Source organism: Streptomyces sp. NPDC048612, assembly GCF_043199295.1.
Classification (GTDB): domain Bacteria; phylum Actinomycetota; class Actinomycetes; order Streptomycetales; family Streptomycetaceae; genus Streptomyces.
The window spans coordinates 24,642-40,373 of sequence record NZ_JBICVV010000015.1; the positions used below are offsets into that span (position 1 = coordinate 24,642).

A 15,732-nucleotide genomic window follows, 5' to 3' on the forward strand; every position below is an offset into this window, starting at 1 on the left:
TTCCGCGCAACGCGTGGTGCTGCGGCTGCCGGCGCTGAAACGTGCCGTACCCGTCTGCCGGAGCCTGGCGCGCTCCTGGCTCGACGGACAGCACATAGACGACGAGGACACACGCTATCTGGTGCTGTTGATCCTGTCGGAACTGTTCACCAACGCTCTTCAGTATTCCGCCGGAACCCGTATCACCTGCCGGATGGGGAGAGCGGACAACCATCTGCACCTGGAGGTGCACGACCGCGGGGGGACACCGTCGGTGCCCCGGATGCGCCGTCCCGGCCCGGCACAGGAGCACGGCCGCGGCCTGGAGCTGGTCGACAAGTCCTCCGCGCGATGGGGCCGCAGGATCGAGGCGGACAGCGGCTGCACCGTGTGGGCATCGGTGCCGCTGGCGGCCGGCGTCCCGCACGGTGTGGCGCCGTAACGCGGCTCCCCGGGGCCGGTCCCGGCGGCCGGCCGCACGGAACGGAACCCGACGACGCGGGGTCCGCGGCAGGCACGCGGGCCCCGCACGACGGAACACCCCGAGCGGCGGACCGGAGCGCCACCGGCGACCGGCACCCCTCCGCCGCTGCACCCCTCGCGGGTGACTCCCCGCCGCCGACGGTCCGGTGGGCTCCGGCTCCGCACCCCCTCCCCGCGGGACGGTACGGGCCCGCCGGCCGTCGGTGCCCCCGCACCCCGCCCGCCGGCCCGTCCGGCGCCGGACGGGCGTCACGAGGGCACCCGCACGCCGCTCTCCTGCACCAGGGCGTCGAACTCGCGCACCGGTGCCGTGTCGCCGAAGGGCCGCACCTCGTCCCTGAAGTGCTGGAGATACCGCTCGCCGAGCGCCGACCTCATCCTGCCGAGCAGCGCCACCGCCTGGGTGGCGGCCCGGCACGCCTCCTCGACGTCACCGGCCTGTGCCAGGACGGTGGCCAGCAGCAGCAGATCGATGGCCCGGCGCCGCACCCGGGTCCGCGGATGCCGGGCGAGCGCCTCCTCGGCCCGCCGGGCGGCCGGCCGGGGCTGCTTCAGGTCCCGGTAGCAGTGCGCCAGTTCGTCGGCCAGATAGGCGCGGTCGAAGTGGGCGATCCAGTCGGGGCCGTCCCCCGGCACCACGTGCGCCATCGCCTCGGAGGCCTTGTCCGCCAGCATCTTGCACATCCGGGCGTCCCCGAGCATCGCGTAGCCGCGGGCCTCGGTGGCGTAGAACATGGCCTGCGCGGCCAGCGGGGCCAGCCCCCGGGTGCCCTCCTGCGCGGCACGGGCGAGCTGCACCGCCTCCCGGGAGCAGCCGGCGCCGACGGCGAGATGACTCAGTCCGGCCGCCAGCACATAGCCGCCGTAGCACCGGTCGTCCGCGGACTGCGCGAGCCGCAGCGCCTGGATGTAGTACCGCTGCGCCAGGCCCGGCTGCCCGATGTCCAGGGCGGTGTAGCCGGCGAGTTCCGTCAGCCGGGCGGCCGCGGCGAACAGCTGACGCCCGGTGGCCTCCCCGTAACTCCCGTCCATCAGACCGGACAGCACACTGCTGAGGCAGGAGACGACGACCGGCCGGACGTATCCGCTGCCGACCCGGTGGTCGAGTTCGGCCAGCGCCTGGGTGGTCGTCCGGACCAGCTCCACGTCGGTCGCCCCCACCCGTGGCCCCACCCGCCAGGCGCGTGCCACCTGCGGGTCCGGGGAACTGATCAGCCAGTCCCTGCTGGGCTCGACCAGAGCGGAGGCGGTCATGGCGGAACGCGACAAAAGCCCCCTGGACTCGGCGTCCATGTGCCATAGTTCACGGACCTGTTCCAGTGCGTCCTCCACCGTGGCCGCGAAGTGGAGGCCGACCCCGCAGGTCACGCTGTTGCCGTTGGCCATGCCGATCTCCTCCGTCGAGACCGTGCGGCCGAGTTTGCCGCTCAGTGCCTCGGCGATGATGGCCGGCACCCGGCCGCGCGGCCGCTGACCGCTCAGCCACCGGCTCACGGAGGTCTTGTCGTACCGCAGATCCAGCCCCTGTGCCTCACCCAGGACATTCACCTGGCGGGCGAGGGCGGAGTTGGACAGTGAGGCTTCCTGGATGAGCGACCGCAGCCGCTGGTTGGTCTGACGCGCGACGAGCGGTCGGGCGGCCATGGAGCGCCTCCAAGCACATGCCGCCAACGATTCACGTTGGCATATCCAGAGACAACGGGACAGGACAGTCAATACCCAACAAGCGGGACTGAATCGCCATGACCAAAGTCAAGTCGTCGCCTGGGCGTTGCGCCCTGTAGCAAAGGTGCATGAGGGGGCTCCAGAAGCCCGCCCCCCGCACCCGCCCGCCCTCCGCGCCCCCGCGGTCCCCTCCGGCGCCCACCGCTCCCCACCGCGCACAACCACCGCCACCCGCGCATCCGCGTGAGCCGTACGTGCCGGGACCGCCCCCCCGGGGAGGTGTCAGGCCACCAGCGGCCGGTCGGTCGCCGCGATCGGCGCCGGGAGCGCGGTGGAGCCGGTGAGATAGCGGTCCGTGGCCGCCGCCGCGGCCCGGCCCTCCGCGATGGCCCAGACCACCAGGGACTGCCCCCGTCCCGCGTCGCCCGCGACGAAGACCCCGGCGGCCAGGCCGCGTTCCGCCCCGGCGCCGCCACCCCGCACCGCCCGGAACCCGTCGTCCCGGGCGAAGTTCCCCCGGGCGTCCAGCGTGAGCCCCAGCTGCGCCCTCAGTCCGCTGTCCCGCTCCGGGCCGGAGAAGCCGAGGGCGATCAGCACCAGGTCCGCCGGGATGACCCGCTCGGTGTCCGGCAGCGGCCGCCTGGCCACCGGCTCCACCTCGGTCAGACACAGCGCGCGCACCCGCCCGGCCGCGTCCCCCTCGAACCGGAGGGTGGCGGAGGAGAAGAACCGCGGATCGGTGCCCGCCCGGCCCCGGGCCTCCTCGTGCGCGTGTGAGATCCGGTAGACCTTCGGGCAGACGGGCCAGGGCTCGGTGTCGCGCCGGGCGTCACCCGGCTCCGGGTTGATGTCCAGCTGCACCACGGAGGCCGCGCCCTGGCGCAGGGCGGTGCCCAGACAGTCCGAGCCGGTGTCCCCGCCGCCGACGATCACCACATGCCGGCCCTCGGCGGTGACCGGGGACGCGGCACGGTCGCCCTCCGCGACCCGGTTGGCGAGCGTCAGGTACTCCATGGCCTGGTGGATGCCGGTCAGCTCCCGCCCCGGTACGGGCAGCTCCCGCCGCTCCATGGCCCCGACGGCCACCACGAGCGCGTCATGCCGCCGCCCCAGCTCGGTGGCGTCGACCGCGCCGCCGACGTCCACCCCCGTACGGAACTTGGTGCCCTCGGCCCGCATCTGCCCGATCCGGCGGTCCAGGTACCGCTTCTCCAGCTTGAACGCCGGGATGCCGTACCGCAGCAGTCCGCCGATCCGGTCGGCGCGCTCGTAGACGGCGACGGTGTGCCCGATGCGGGTCAGCTGCTGCGCGGCCGCCAGCCCCGCGGGCCCGGAGCCGATGACGCCGACGCTCTTCCCGCTCAGCCGCTCCGGCGGGTGCGGGGGCGCGAACCCCTGCTCCCAGCTCTGGTCGGCGATGGCCTGCTCGACGTTCTTGATCGTCACCGGATCGGCGTTGATCGCCAGCACACAGGCGTCCTCGCAGGGCGCCGGGCACAGCCGCCCGGTGAACTCGGGAAAGTTGTTCGTCGCGTGCAGCCGCTCGGCCGCCGCGCGCCAGTTGCCCCGCGTCGCGTACGCGTTCCACTCGGGGATGAGGTTCCCCAGCGGGCAGCCGCTGTGGCAGAACGGTATGCCGCAGTCCATGCACCGCCCCGCCTGCTCGGCGACCAGCGGCAGCAGCGCCTGCCCCGCGTAGACCTCGTGCCAGTCGCTCAGCCGCTCCTCGACGGCCCGCGCCGGAACGGGCCGCCGGGGAGCCTTGAGGAAGCCGCGTGGGTCGGTCATGCACCGCACTCCGTCGTTCACACATGGTGCACAGGGCGTTCTGTCAGCCTACGCCTGGTTCATCCGGCTTTCCTGGCCCAGCGGGAGGCCGTAGATCGACTGGATCAAGCCACCACCAAGACGTCTCGACACTCCCGCAGGCGGTGACCACCCCCACCCGCACCCTCACGCTCCGCCACTCCATCCCTCGCTGAGGCCGGTCTCCACCACGTCAATTCCCGGCAAATTCCGTGTACTGACCGCGACGGGTCATCGGCAATGCGTGGGCGCGTTCCCGAGGGTTCACTCGAGCCCGGTATCGATTAGGTCACAGCGTTCGGTAATTTGCCCAGCCTGGAGCGTTTTGCGCGATTCGCCCCGTGACCTGCGTCACGCTGGCTGAAATTCGCCCGTGGTACATCTTCACGACCACCTGACGGACGTCACCCATGTCCGCGTAGGGGGCGCTTGAGCCGGCCACCGCCGGCATGCAACTCCATCAGTATCCGGGGGGATCGAGACCCGATCCGTCGCCACGTAGTGGCGCGGGTCGGCATGGAGCGGAAGGGCGCACCACACATGACCTCAACGCAGGTCGGCACGAACCCCGGCGACGGCAACGAAGCCTCGGGCGCGGCACCGGAAGAGGGCTACGAGCGCGGTCTCGGCAGCCGTCAGGTCCAGATGATCGCCATCGGCGGCGCCATCGGCGTCGGCCTCTTCCTGGGCGCGGGCGCGAACATCGCGAAGGCCGGGCCCAGCCTCATCCTCATGTACGCCCTCGCCGGCGTGATCGTCTTCTTCATCATGCGGGCGCTCGGTGAGCTGCTTCTGTACCGCCCCGTTTCGGGTTCTTTCTCGGAGTACGCCCGCGAGTTCCTCGGCCCCTTCTTCGGGTTCGTGACGGGCTGGACGTACTGGCTCATGTGGGTCGTCACCGGCATGGCCGAGCTGACGGCCGCCGCGATCTACGTACATTTCTGGTTCCCGGACATCCCGCAATGGGTGACCGCACTGGTCTTCCTGGTCGTGCTGTTCGTGGCGAACCTGATCTCGGTGAAGATCTTCGGTGAGATCGAGTTCTGGTTCTCGATGGTCAAGGTCACCGCACTCATCGGCATGATCGTGATCGGTCTCGGCGTCGTCACCTTCGGCTTCAGCCAGGCGGGAGACGCCGCCGCGGTCTCCAACATCTGGGCCCACGACGGGATCTTCCCCAACGGCATCGGCTCCAGCCTCATGACCCTCCAGGGCGTCATGTTCGCCTACCTGGCCGTCGAGCTGGTCGGTGTCACCGCGGGCGAGTCCGAGAACCCGGAGAAGACCCTGCCCAAGGCCATCAACACGCTGCCGTGGCGCATCATCGTCTTCTACGTCGGTGCGCTCAGCGTGATCCTCATGGTCGTGAAGTGGACGGAGTTCCAGCCGGGCGTCAGCCCGTTCGTGGCAGCCTTCGCGAAGATCGGCATCCCGGCCGGTGCGGCGATCATCAACTTCGTCGTCCTGACCGCCGCGTTGTCGTCCTGCAACTCGGGCATGTACTCCACCGGGCGCATGCTCCGCGACCTCGCCGCCAACTCCGAGGCCCCGAAGGTCCTCGGCAAGCTGAGCTCCACCAAGACCCCGGCCCTCGGCATCACCCTCTCCGCCGCCCTCATGGGCATCGGCGTGATCCTCAACTACGTCGTTCCGGAGAAGGCCTTCGCCTACGTCACGTCGGTGGCCACCGCGGCCGGTATCTGGACCTGGCTGATGATCCTCATCAGCCACATCCTCTACCGCCGCGCGGTCGTCGCCGGCCGCCTGCCCGCCTCGTCCTTCCCGGCACCGGGCGGCACGGTGTGCAGCTGGATCGCGGTGGCGTTCCTGCTCCTGGTGACCGGACTGATCGCCATCGACCCGGAGAGCCGCATCTCGCTGTACGTCGGTGCCGGCTGGGCCGTCTGCCTGGCCGTCGGCTGGGCCGTCCTCAAGGCACGCAACCCGCACCTCGCGGCGAAGGCGACCGCCGAGGGCAAGGAACTGCAGGCCACCGGCCGTCCCCGCGGCTGAACCACCGGGCCTGCGAAGGCCCTCGGCAGACGGCCGTGACGCCGTCGGCCCGCCGAACGGGGGGCCCCGCCCCCCCCCCGGGGGGCCCCCCCGCGCCCCCCCCCGGGGGGGGGGCCCGCCCCCCGCCGGCGGGCCCCCCCGGGGGGACCCCCCGGGGGGGGCGGCGCGCGGGGGCCGGGGGCGGGGCCCCCGGGCCCCCCCCCCCCGGGGCCCCCCCCCCCCGGGCGGGGCCCCCCGCTCGCTTCGCACGCCGGGGAGGCGGCCCGGCACCCGGAGGACGGCCGCTACGCGGAGATCACCGGGGAACTGCTGGCCGACCCGGACGCCGCCCGCTGGTACGCCCGCCGGGAGACCGCGGCGTACCACCCCGCCGTACGCCATTTCCGGCACCCGGTCGCCGGGGACCTCCGGCTGCGCTACGTCAAACTCGCCGCCGTCGACCAGCCGGCCCACCACCTGCCGGCCTACCTCCCCGACGACCGGACCACACAGAAGGCACTCACCACCCTCGCCGGGTGAGCCGCCACCACCCCGGACGCCGCCGGGCGTCCTCGGCCGCCCGGCGCCCCCCCCGCACCCGCGCCTCATCGGCCGCCTCGTTGCTACTTCTCCGGGCGCAGCCGGTCCAGCGTTCCGGTGACGAGCGGGTGTTGGGGGTCGATGGCGCCGACGACGCGGCGGCCGATCGTGGTCAGCTGGCGGACCTGTGCCTTGGTGAGTGCGTCGAAGACGCAGCTGCGCACGGCCTCCACGTGTCCGGGGGCGGTGGCGACCACCTTGTCGTAACCGTCGCCGGTGAGGGTGGCCACGGTGTAGCGGCCGTCGGCGGGGTCGGGGTTACGGCGTACCCAGCCGCGCTTCTCCAGCCGTCCGACGACCTGGGACAGCCGGGGGAGGGAACCCTCCACGAACGCGGCGAGCTCGCTCATCCGCAGGGTGCGCTCGGGGACCATGGACAGCCCGGCCATCACCTGGTACTCGAAGTGACTCAGGCCGGCGTCGCGCTGTAGCTGCGTGTCCAGTGCCGCGGGGAGCCGCATCAGCAAGCTGCTGAGCGCAATCCATGCCTGATCTTCCTCATTGTCCAGCCAGCGGGGTTCCTGCGGGGTTTCCATGCTCGCGAGTATAGCTTCACGCGTGAAGTGATCGACTTGATGGATGACTTGCATCTTGAAGTGAATGGGCTCTAGTCTCCACTTCAAGATTTAAGTCATCGAAAGGTGTTGATCATGATGAACGTTCTGTTGTGGGTCCTCGCCGGCGTGCTCGCCGTGGGGTTCCTGGCGGCCGGGGCGATGAAGCTGTCCCAGCCGAAGCAGAAGCTGGCGGCCTCGGGTATGGGCTGGACCGAGGGCGTGAGCGCGGGGACGGTGAAGCTGATCGGGGGCGTGGAGCTGCTGGCGGCGCTCGGCCTGGTCCTGCCGCCCGCGCTCGGCATCGCGCCGGTGCTGGCGCCCTTGGCGGCCCTCGGACTGGTGCTGGTCATGCTCGGTGCCGTGGCCGTGCACGCCCGTCGCAGCGAGGCGCAGATGATCGCCGTGAATGTGGTGCTGCTCGCGCTCGCGGCCGTCGTGGCGTGGGGCCGGTTCGGCCCGTACGCCTTCCAGTGATCCACCGGCGATCTCGTTCCACGCCTCCGTGCGGGTCACGCAGGACGCCCCCAGGACCGTCGTCCCGGAGCGCGAGGCCGCGTACTCGTCTCGCGCCCGGTCCGCCTCGGCGGAGTCCGGCGGCCGGGCCCCGGCAACCGGGCCCCGGCAACCGGGCCCCGGCAACCGGGCCCCGGCAACCGGGCCCCGGCAACCGGGCCCCGGCAACCGGGCCCCGGCAGCGGACGGCCCGGGAGCGCGTCCCGCTGCCCCGGGCGGCCCCCCGTCGTACGGCCGCCTTCGCCCGGTGACCCCACATCTGCGTCCGCGCAGCCGCCTCTGTACACCCGACACCCCAGCGGGCCCGGCCACAGCCGCCGCACCCCGCCCGACCGCGACATCGCCCAGTGAGGACCGACACCATGACCCCGCAGACCGGCCTGCCGACGATGCAGGAGACGACCTACGACATCGGCGGAAAGAAGATCTTCGTCGCGGAGGCGGGCGACGGTCCGCCCGTGCTGCTGCTGCACGGCGGCGGTCCCGGCGCCTCCGGTGTCTCCAACTACGCCCGCAACATTGCCGAGCTGGCCAAGGAGTACCGGGTCATCGTGCCCGACCTGCCCGGCTACGGGCGCAGCAGCAAGGGTGTCGACCGCGCCGACCCCTTCGGCTACCTGGCCGACGGCATCCGCGGCCTGCTGGACGCACTCGGCCTGGACAAGGCCCATCTGGTCGGCAACTCCTACGGTGGCGCCTGCGCCCTGCGGCTGGCCCTGGACACCCCTGAGCGGGTCGACCGCATGGTGCTGATGGGCCCCGGCGGGGTCGGCAACAGCCGTGCCCTGCCCACCCCCGGGCTCAACAACCTGCTGGCCTACTACACCGGCGAGGGACCCTCGCGGCTGAAGCTGGAGAGGTTCATCCGCAACTACCTCGTCTTCAACGCCGCCGAGGTCCCGGACTCCGCCATCGAGGAGCGCTACCGGGCCAGCATCGACCCGGAAGTGATCGCCTCTCCGCCGCTGCAACGCCCGGCCGGGCTGCGCACCTTGTGGAAGATGGACTTCACCCGCGACCCGCGCCTGAACCGACTGCCGGTCCCCACCCTCGTCCTGTGGGGCGCGGAGGACAAGGTCAACCGGCCGTCCGGCGGCCGGATGCTGGCCGACCGCATGCCCAACTGCGACCTGTACCTCGTCGCCAACACCGGGCACTGGGTGCAGTACGAGCGCACCGAGCTGTTCAACCGCCTGTGCGCCGACTTCCTGGCCGGCCGCCGATGACCCTGCACGACGCCCCGCCGGTCTTCGGCGCCGTCCGCCTCGGATACGTCGTCATCGAGACCAACCGCTTCGCCGACTGGCGCCGCTTCGGCACCGACGCCATCGGCATGCACCACGATGCCCTCTCCCGCCACCTGATGCGCTTCCGCCTCGACGACCGGGAGTGCCGCTTCCTCGTCCGGCGCGGCCCCGCCGAGGACGTCGTCGCCACCGGCTGGCACCTCGACGACCACGCCGCCTTCGAACGCATCGAGGCCCGCCTCCGCGCCCATGGCGTTCCCGTCACCGCCGGCACCGACGAGGAGGCAGCCCTGCGCGGCGTCGAGCGCCTGCTGCGGTTCCCCGGCCCCAAGGGCATCACACAGGAGATCTGCACCACCCCGGTGAAGTCGGCCGAGCCCCTGCGCATGCTCGCCTCGGGCTTCGTCACCGGCGACGGCGGCATGGGGCACATCGCGCTGACCTCCACCAAGCCCGCGGAGACCCGGCGTTACTTCCACACCGTCTTCGACGCCCGCCTGACCGACTACATCGACGAGACCATCAGCGGCATCAAAGTCAAGATCCGCTTCCTGCGCGTCAACGAACGCCACCACTCCATCGCGATCGCCGCCGCCCGCGGCGGCCTGCCGATCGACCCGGTCCGCACCCGCGTGCAGCACCTCAACATCCAGGCCGCCACCCTCGACGACGTGGCCCAGAGCTACCAGCGCGTGCACGAACTCGGCTTCGACATGGCCCTGTCCGTCGGCCAGCACACCAACGACAAGGAACTCTCCTACTACGCCCGCACCCCCTCGGGCTTCGAGTGGGAGGTCGGCTGGAACCCCGTCGTCGTCGACGAGAGCACCTGGGAGCCCACCACTCACCAGGGCATCAGCATCTGGGGGCACCTCCCGGTCGGCCGGACCATCATCGGCAAACTCGCCCAGTTCCAGGCCGGGGCCCGCTCCCTGGGGCGCCCGGAGAGCACGGTTCCGCCACTGAGCGGCGCAGGCGCCGGCTCCGCCCCCTTCCGGAGGTAACCCGTATGCCCCTCCCGCAGACCCGTCCCGCAGACCCTTCCCACCCCTCCCGACAGGAGCGAAGCGTGAACGCCCACGAGGCCGCCGGTGCGGTGGCCGAGGCGGCGGCCGTCCTGGACGAAGCCACCCGCACCGGAATCCCGTGCCCCCCGGTACGTCATCTGCTGCCCGAGGCGGACATCGAGGCCGCCTACGCCGTGCAGCGCCTGAACGCCGAGCGGGGCATCGCCGCCGGCCGGCGCCCCGCCGGCCGGAAGATCGGCCTGACCTCGCCCGCCGTGCAACGCCAGCTCGGTGTCGACCAGCCCGACTTCGGCGCCCTGTTCGCCGACATGGCGGTGCCCGAGGGCCAGTTGATCGCCCCCGGCCGGCTGGTGCAGCCGAAGATCGAGGCGGAGGTCGCCCTGGTGCTCGGCGCGGACCTGCCGCACCGGGACCCGACCGTTGCCGACCTGCTGCGGGCAACGGCGTTCGCCCTGCCGGCGCTGGAGATCGTCGACAGCCGGATCGCCGGCTGGGACATCGGCATCGTCGACACGGTCGCCGACAACGCCTCCTGCGGCCTGTTCGTCCTCGGCGGCACCCCCGTACCGCTGGACCGCGCCGACCTGCGCGGCGTACGGATGACCCTGACCAGGAACGGCGAGACCGTCTCACAGGGCACCGGCGCCGACTGCCTCGGCAGCCCGCTCACCTCCGCCCTCTGGCTCGCCTCCACCCTCGCCCGCCTGGGCGAGCCGCTGCGGGCCGGCGACATCGTCCTGACCGGCGCCCTCGGCCCGATGGCCGTCGCCGCCGCAGGCGACGAGTTCACCGCCCACATCGACGGACTCGGCACGGTCACCACCGCGTTCGCCGCCTCCGCCACGGAAGGAACCGGAGCATGACCACGAAGGTCGCCGTCATCGGCTCGGGCAACATCGGCACCGACCTCATGATCAAAATTCTGCGGCTCTCCGACTCCCTGGAGATCGCCGCCATGGCCGGCATCGACCCCGGCTCGGACGGCCTGGCACGCGCCCGGCGGCTGAACGTCGCGACCACCCACGAGGGCCTGGAGGGCCTGGTCGGGCTGGACGAGTTCGCGGACGTGTCCCTCGTCTTCGACGCCACCTCCGCCGGTGCGCACCAGCGCCACGACGAGGTGCTGCGCACACTGGGCCGTACGGTCGTCGACCTCACCCCCGCCGCGCTCGGCCCGTACGTCGTGCCGCCGGTCAACGGCGACGCCCATCTGAACGCGACCAACGTCAACATGGTGACCTGCGGCGGGCAGGCCACCGTCCCCGTCGTGGCCGCCGTCGCGGCCGTGACCCCGGTCCACTACGCGGAGATCGTCGCCTCCCTCTCCTCCCGCTCCGCGGGCCCCGGCACACGGGCCAACCTCGACGAGTTCATCGAGACCACCTCATCGGCCCTGGAGGAGGTCGGCGGCGCGGCCCGCGGCAAGGCCATCATCGTCCTCAACTCCGCCGAACCGCCCCTCATCATGCGGGACACCGTGCACTGCCTCGTCGGCGACTGCGACGAGGCCGCGGTGACCGCCTCCGTGGAGGAGATGACCGCACGCGTCCAGGCGTACGTACCCGGCTACCGCCTCAAGCAGAAGGTGCAGTTCGAACACGTCGCCGCCGACAGCCCACTGCGCTCCCTCCTGCCGGCCGGCTCCCGGTCCGGCCGGGCGGCGAAGGTGTCGGTGTTCCTCGAAGTGGAGGGCGCCGCCCACTACCTGCCCGCCTACGCCGGCAACCTCGACATCATGACCTCGGCCGCCCTGCGCACCGCCGAGCGCATGGCCGCCCACCGCACCACGAAGGTGGTCTCCTCATGACCGCACACCGGTCCAACACCCTGTACCTGCAGGATGTGACCCTCAGGGACGGTATGCACGCCGTCCGCCACCGCTACAGCGTCGAACAGGCCCGCACCATCGCCGCCGCACTCGACGCCGCCGGAGTCGCCGCGATCGAGATCGCCCACGGCGACGGCCTGGCCGGCTCCAGCATCACCTACGGCGTCGGCGCCCACACAGACTGGGAGTGGATCGAGGCGGTCTGCGACGCCGTGACCGACGCGGTGCCCACCTCCCTGCTCCTGCCCGGCATCGGCACCCTGCACGACCTGCGCCGCGCGCATGCCCTCGGCATCCGCTCGGTGCGCGTCGCCACCCACTGCACCGAGGCCGACCTCTCCGCCCAGCACATCGCCGCCGCCCGCGACCTGGGCATGGACGTATCCGGCTTCCTGATGATGTCGCACCTGGCAGAACCCGCCGAACTGGCCCATCAGGCCCGGCTGATGGAGTCCTACGGCGCGCACTGCGTCTACGTCACCGACTCGGGCGGCCACCTCACCATGGACGGCGTACGCGACCGCGTCCGCGCCTACCGCGACGTCCTCGACCCGTCCACCGAGCTGGGCATCCACGCCCACCACAACCTCGGGCTGGGCGTGGCCAACTCGGTCGTAGCCGTCGAGAACGGCGTCACCCGCGTCGACGCCTCCCTGGCCGGCCAGGGCGCCGGAGCGGGCAACTGCCCCCTGGAGGCGTTCGTCGCGGTCGCCGAGCTGATGGACTGGGAGCACGGCTGCGACCTGTTCCCTCTGATGGACGCCGCCGACGACGTCGTACGCCCCCTCCAGGACCGCGAGGTGCGGGTGGACCGCGAAACCCTCGCCCTCGGCTACGCGGGCGTGTACTCCAGCTTCCTGCGCCATGCCGAGACAGCCGCCCGCCACTACGGCATCGACGCCCGCGCCATCCTCATCGAGGTCGGTCGCCGCAAGCTGGTCGGCGGCCAGGAAGACATGATCACCGACATCGCCCTGGACCTGGCCGCAGCCCGCACCACCGCCTGACGCCCACGGTGTGCGGCAACACGGGCTGAACAGCACCCGGGCGAACTGTCTCTTGAACAGGTCCGCACCTGCTGCACGCGGTGGCGCAGCAGGTGCGGACGTGGAGGACCGGCGGCTCCCCACCGTGCCCGCAGCTGTGAGGGGTCCGTCGGAAAACTTCGAGAAGTTTTCGGGAGATCCAGCCGCCGAGAGCCGTTCAAACCCGGCGACAGCCGGACTGGCGCCCCCGCCGCCGGGAGCCGTTCCAGTCCTGCCGAAGCCGCCACGCCGCGTCCGCTAAACCGCCTCTGACCTGCAAAAAGCCCTCCACGAGGGAGGGCTGGGCGCAGTACGGGCGATGGCGCCCCCGGCAGGACTCGAACCTGCGGCCAAGTGCTTAGAAGGCACCTGCTCTATCCACTGAGCTACGGGGGCCGGGTGTGGACGTGGATCACGGACCGCGGTCAAGGATAGAGGTCCGGGTGCCTCGTCCCGGTTGCTTCACCTCCGTGGCACGTTGTGGAGGTTCGGTGAAGCGGTCCCGATAATCGCAGGCAGGTACGAATCCTGCATCGCTTTTGGCGCCTCGTGCGGCGGGTGTTGTGCACTCGTTATGCCTGCGCCTCGCTTGCCGCGAGTGTCTCGCGTGCCACTTATCCCGTTCTGTGCGGGTTCTTTTGGCGCGTACTAGGGGGTATACGCTTCAAAAACCTAACGAAATTGGGCATTCTGCGCATGTGGTGACCTTGGATGTACGACCCCGGCTGATCGACGCACTGTCCGTTCTGCGAGACCGCGTCGACACCGCACGCTTCCCACTGCCACTTCGGGGCGCTGCCCGGGCCCGGCGCAACCGGGCCGAGCTGCTCGCCCAGCTCGACGACTATGTGATTCCCCGCCTCCGTTCCCCTCAGGCGCCGCTGCTCGCGGTGATCGGTGGATCGACCGGGGCGGGCAAGTCCACGCTGGTCAATTCGCTGGTGGGTCGGCGGGTCTCGGAGGCCGGGGTGCTGCGGCCGACGACGCGTACGCCGGTGCTGGTCTGCCATCCCGACGATCTCCACTGGTTCGCCGGTACCCGGGTCCTGCCGCAGCTCGCCCGGGTGTGGGTCCCCGAGCAGGACGACGGCGGCGAGGACGAGTACCCGGCGGGCGGTGGCCTGGGCCGCGGGGATTACGGGCTCGGGGGCCAGGGGGCGGGCGGTCCGGCGGCGGGCGGCCACGGGGCGGTCGGCGGAGACGGTGCGGCCGGTGGGCCGGGCGCCCGTATGGCGCGGGGGGAGAGTGCGGACCGCGGCCAGCACGGGGGGCCTCGGGAGCTTTCCGGGGGGCCCGGCCCGGGGGCCTACGGCGCCGTGGGGTGCGGGGGCGAGGCGGGGATGCTGACGGTGCGGATCGAGACCGATCCGGCGTTGCCCAGTGGGCTGGCGCTGCTGGACGCACCGGACATCGACTCCCTGGTCGCGCGCAACCGTGAGCTGGCGGCCGAGCTGATCTGCGCGGCGGACGTGTGGGTGCTGGTCACGACGGCCGCCCGGTACGCGGACGCGGTGCCCTGGCATCTGCTGCGTACGGCCAAGGAGTACGACGTCACGCTGGTGACCGTGCTGGACCGGGTGCCGCACCAGATCGCCACCGACATCTCCGGGCGCTACGCCGAACTCCTCCAGCGCGCCGGTCTCGGCCATGTCCCGCGGTTCACGATCCCGGAGCTGCCCGAGTCGGCCGGCGGCGGCAGCGGGCTGCTGCCCGCCACGGCCGTCGCGGCGCTGCGGGGCTGGCTGGAGCGGCACGCCCAGGACCCCGTCGCCCGCACCGCAGCGGCGGAGCGCACGGCCGCCGGGGTGATCGCCTCGCTGCGCAGCCGGCTGCCCGCACTGGCCGGGGCCGCCGCCGCCCAGCACGCCGCGGCGCTGCGGCTGGCCGGCCGGGTCGAGGAGGCGTACGAGCGGGCCGCTGAGCGGGTACGGCAGGAGGTCGCGGCCGGTGAGGTGCTGTCCGGGGACGCGCGCGCCCACTGGCGGGACCATGGCCTCGACGGCCGGTCGGACGAGCTGCTCGACGCGCTGACCGACGGGCTGACCTCACTGCTGACCTGCGCCGTGGACGAGGCCGACGAGCGGGCCGCGGCCGCCTGGCGGCGGGACCCGGCGGCGGGTGAGGTCTCGCTGACGGCCGCCGCGGGCGCCGCCGGTGCGGGCGGCCGGCTCGGTGTGATCGTCCGGCGCTGGCGGCGCTGCCTGGAGGAGCTGGCCGAAGAGGAGACCCGTGAGGCGCGCGCCGGTCAGGCCGGGGAGCGCGCGGGGTCGGTGGAGCCGGAGGAGTCGGCGGCGTTGCTGGCCACCGCGCTGCTCGGCGGCCGTCGTGCCCGTACGGCGGGCGAGAACCTCGCCGACCTGTTGGGCGCACAGACCGCCCTGCGGCTCTGCGAACGGGGCGGCAGGCTCCTCGCCACCTATCTGGAGCGAGCCCTGGACGGTGAGCGTGAACGGCGGCTGGCGCCGCTGGACCAACTGACGGTGCCGCTGGACCAGCAGGCGGAGCTGATCGCCGCGCTGTCCGTGGTGCAGAGGGAGAAGCAGCGGCAGGAAAACCGGACGGGGAGGGAGAAGGAGCGGCGGCGGGAGCAGCCGCAGGCGGAGGAGAGGGCGCGGATGAGGGTGATGGAGAAGGAGGAGGTGTCGGGGTGAGCGATTCCGATGTGGCTGGTTCCGGGGCGGGACCGGGGGCGACGGGGCGGGGGACGGGGGCCGGCGAGGCCGGCGGAGGGGCGCGGGCTGTGACGCCAGGGGAAGGTGTGGCGCCGGTGGAGTGGCGCGGGGGCAGGGGAGCGGAGAGGGCGGAGGAACCGGGGGCGGTGGGTGCGGCGGTGGCGGCCGATGGGGGTGGGGAGCCCGTGGAGCATGCGGTGCCCGTGGAGCATGCGGTGCCCGTGGAACCTGTAGTGCCTGTGAGGCCTGTGGAGCACATGGTGTCGATGGGTTCTGAGGCGGCCGTGGGGTCTGGGGAGTCCGTGGGGGCTGTGGAGTCTCGGGAGGGGCAGGGGGG

Annotated in this window: 12 protein-coding genes, 1 tRNA gene and 1 pseudogene; 10 read left to right on the forward strand and 4 right to left on the reverse strand. The window is 72.3% G+C overall.

The genetic code is table 11. The annotated features are described in order from the left end of the window. Positions 1-13: 13 nt before the first annotated feature. On the forward strand, positions 14-421 hold the full coding sequence (locus ACGFN2_RS22435) for an ATP-binding protein (protein WP_362611926.1): 408 nt from the start codon (positions 14-16) through the stop codon (positions 419-421). A gap of 290 nt (positions 422-711) precedes the next feature. Here ACGFN2_RS22435 and ACGFN2_RS22440 read toward each other — a convergent pair whose 3' ends face one another. Both ACGFN2_RS22440 and ACGFN2_RS22445 read right to left on the reverse strand, forming a co-directional pair. Next, the gene (locus tag ACGFN2_RS22440; RefSeq protein ID WP_393363101.1) at positions 712-2,106 is read right to left on the reverse strand and encodes a transcriptional regulator; all 1,395 of its coding nucleotides are present in this window, start codon (positions 2,104-2,106) and stop codon (positions 712-714) included. A gap of 303 nt (positions 2,107-2,409) precedes the next feature. Further along, positions 2,410-3,915, reverse strand: coding sequence for a glutamate synthase subunit beta (locus ACGFN2_RS22445; protein WP_393363104.1), 1,506 nt, complete (start codon positions 3,913-3,915; stop codon positions 2,410-2,412). Between the two features lie 558 nt (positions 3,916-4,473). On the opposite strand from ACGFN2_RS22445, the gene ACGFN2_RS22450 reads away from it, so the two are divergent. Together ACGFN2_RS22450 and ACGFN2_RS22455 are read left to right on the forward strand one after the other, a co-directional pair. Continuing rightward, positions 4,474-5,946: an amino acid permease gene (locus ACGFN2_RS22450; RefSeq protein WP_393363106.1), complete on the forward strand. Its 1,473-nt coding sequence runs from the start codon at positions 4,474-4,476 to the stop codon at positions 5,944-5,946. A 267-nt stretch (positions 5,947-6,213) separates the two neighbouring features. Continuing rightward, positions 6,214-6,465 (forward strand): annotated as a pseudogene (locus ACGFN2_RS22455) (XRE family transcriptional regulator); the annotation flags it as partial. 83 nt (positions 6,466-6,548) lie between these two features. On the opposite strand, the gene ACGFN2_RS22460 reads toward ACGFN2_RS22455, so the two are convergent. Beyond that, entirely contained in the window at positions 6,549-7,061 is a 513-nt protein-coding gene (locus ACGFN2_RS22460) for a MarR family winged helix-turn-helix transcriptional regulator (RefSeq protein ID WP_393363109.1), read from the reverse strand. 114 nt (positions 7,062-7,175) lie between these two features. Here ACGFN2_RS22460 and ACGFN2_RS22465 point away from each other — a divergent pair, with 114 nt between their 5' ends. From ACGFN2_RS22465 to dmpG, 6 genes are all read left to right on the forward strand, one after another. Next, the gene (locus tag ACGFN2_RS22465) at positions 7,176-7,556 is read left to right on the forward strand and encodes a DoxX family protein (protein ID WP_393363112.1); all 381 of its coding nucleotides are present in this window, start codon (positions 7,176-7,178) and stop codon (positions 7,554-7,556) included. Positions 7,557-7,957: 401 nt separating this feature from the next. Further along, positions 7,958-8,821 (forward strand): alpha/beta fold hydrolase, encoded by an 864-nt coding sequence (locus ACGFN2_RS22470; RefSeq protein ID WP_393363115.1) that lies wholly within the window; start codon positions 7,958-7,960, stop codon positions 8,819-8,821. After that, positions 8,818-9,846, forward strand: a complete 1,029-nt coding sequence (locus ACGFN2_RS22475) for a VOC family protein (protein ID WP_393363118.1) — start codon at positions 8,818-8,820, stop codon at positions 9,844-9,846. The genes ACGFN2_RS22470 and ACGFN2_RS22475 overlap by 4 nt, the downstream gene beginning before the upstream one ends. A 65-nt stretch (positions 9,847-9,911) precedes the next feature. Further along, on the forward strand, positions 9,912-10,733 hold the full coding sequence (locus ACGFN2_RS22480) for a 2-keto-4-pentenoate hydratase (protein WP_393363121.1): 822 nt from the start codon (positions 9,912-9,914) through the stop codon (positions 10,731-10,733). Next, on the forward strand, positions 10,730-11,677 hold the full coding sequence (locus ACGFN2_RS22485; RefSeq protein ID WP_362612069.1) for an acetaldehyde dehydrogenase (acetylating): 948 nt from the start codon (positions 10,730-10,732) through the stop codon (positions 11,675-11,677). The genes ACGFN2_RS22480 and ACGFN2_RS22485 overlap by 4 nt, the downstream gene beginning before the upstream one ends. Further along, on the forward strand, positions 11,674-12,705 hold the full coding sequence (gene dmpG, locus ACGFN2_RS22490) for a 4-hydroxy-2-oxovalerate aldolase (protein WP_393363124.1): 1,032 nt from the start codon (positions 11,674-11,676) through the stop codon (positions 12,703-12,705). The genes ACGFN2_RS22485 and dmpG overlap by 4 nt, the downstream gene beginning before the upstream one ends. A 338-nt stretch (positions 12,706-13,043) precedes the next feature. Here dmpG and ACGFN2_RS22495 read toward each other — a convergent pair. Further along, positions 13,044-13,119: transfer RNA gene (locus tag ACGFN2_RS22495), tRNA-Arg, on the reverse strand. Positions 13,120-13,430: 311 nt separating this feature from the next. On the opposite strand from ACGFN2_RS22495, the gene ACGFN2_RS22500 reads away from it, so the two are divergent. After that, positions 13,431-15,374 carry an ATP-binding protein gene (locus ACGFN2_RS22500; protein WP_393363127.1) on the forward strand — a complete coding sequence of 648 codons (1,944 nt, stop codon included), beginning with the start codon at positions 13,431-13,433 and terminating at the stop codon, positions 15,372-15,374. The last annotated feature ends 358 nt before the right edge of the window (positions 15,375-15,732 follow it).